At 51.0% G+C, this 1,550-nt stretch carries 1 protein-coding gene and 1 pseudogene; both read left to right on the top strand.

All coding sequences use genetic code 11. The annotated features are described in order from the left end of the window. A pseudogene (locus tag ACR0AO_RS25390) lies at positions 1–430 on the top strand (hypothetical protein); the annotation flags it as partial. Positions 431–769: 339 nt separating this feature from the next. Further along, positions 770–1,357, top strand: coding sequence for a hypothetical protein (locus tag ACR0AO_RS25385; RefSeq protein WP_480609799.1), 588 nt, complete (start codon positions 770–772; stop codon positions 1,355–1,357). The last annotated feature ends 193 nt before the right edge of the window (positions 1,358–1,550 follow it).

Genomic DNA, 1,550 nt, shown 5'->3' with positions numbered 1-1,550 from the left:
CGAGCTACGCCCATACGACACCGACCTGCAGGCGTACACTGTTGCTGACGACAGTTACACCACATCCATGAATGCGGCCGAGTTGGACAACCTGGACCCGTCCGAGGCCGAAAAATGGCTAGCAGTGCGTGACGACATTGTTGCAACCGCCAACAGCTTCGGACTCGATGGAAACAAGTTCCTGGCTCGCTACAACGATCATGACAGCGTTTCAGTTGGCACAACGGCGACTTGGAAAGACGCGGATATTTCCACCGCTGCGGGCCACTTCAACAGCCAAGGCGTTCCGGACAGCTACGAGCGCGCCGAGGCCGTTGTCGGTGAGCTGCACCAAGTTTCATCCAGTAAGATTGCCGCTGTGGTGCAGGAGATTGCCCATACCCGCGAACAGGCCATCCATTTCCATGAAGATGATGGTCACAGCCTTTAACCACGGAGGTCATGATATCTGATCTTTCGCGCTCTGACGTTGTTCGTAGCCACCGCTGGGAATTGGTAGACGACAAAAAAACACATCGAAAAGCGCGTCACATACCAGCGACTGCTTGCGCTTGTGAATGTGATGCCGGGATCAGAGAGACTACTGGGTTAGAGAAATGTTCCGGTTAGGGCGGAATCGTATCACCAGTCATTTCGGGCCTTCGCTGCGCTACGATCGAATGGGCAAGATGCGGGACAAAGCGGACGTTCATTGCCACCAGTCGAAGGTCAGGTTACCGTTGATCGGACGAATTGAGTTTTTCATCCATGAAGGCCAAAGGAATGCGTCATGCGTTCTACAATAAAAATAATTTTCGGAGCCATTTTAGCACTACCTCTTATCGGTTTTGTCGCGTTCAAAGTTGCAGAAAACAGGCATCTCAAAGGGTTTCTTCCGCCGGCATTTGGCAGCGTTGTTCTTGAGGACAAAACAAGTCTTGTCGCGGGCATCGGCCCCGGTGGTCACGACGCTGTTTTGGCTTTCTTTCGGTTGTCAGATGATGTTGCTTCTCTGATTTCCCAAGAAGGAGAAACTTGGCTTCAAGAGGCGGAAAACACAATCGAACTCCGTCGATCCAGACAGGCCGGAGAATGGATTTCTACGCCACTGATGGGTAGTAAATTTGCTTGGATGGATGAGCTAAACTGTGATGTTGAGAAGAGCGATTGGTGGGCAGCATCCCATACAGGCCATTTGTGCCCAGGGATCGCGGCTTATCTAAAAGGCTATGGGTTTCTTGATAAGTTGGACGTATCAAAAACGGCTGCAGTCGATGCAATTTTGCAGAGTAATGGAGCGTATATTTCCAAACGTCGGGTAGGCTACCTAATAGTCGCTCCTGAACAAAGGTTGGTAGTTTTTGCGCATGCAGGATGAACACCTTCTCTGCCCTCCATACAAAGCGCAGCACTTGGCATAGTGGGCTCGCAGAGGACATTCGAACTCAACAAAAAGGAGCGACAGATGTCTGCTCTGCGGGACAAAGCAGTCGTTCGTAGAATCTCTAAAGACGAAAATGCAAATCCGTGATAGCTCCAGATTATGGCAACGGCATCTGCGCGAAATCGAC

This window comes from Ruegeria sp. AF8 (assembly GCF_056541825.1).
The sequence above is the reverse complement of the archived record's forward strand: the minus strand, read 5'-3'. Positions and strand labels throughout refer to the sequence as shown.

Excerpts from the sequence above, each read along its gene's own strand:
- ACR0AO_RS25385 (WP_480609799.1), top strand. The coding sequence starts at position 770 with ATGCGTTCTACAATAAAAATAATTTTCGGAGCCATTTTAGCACTACCT.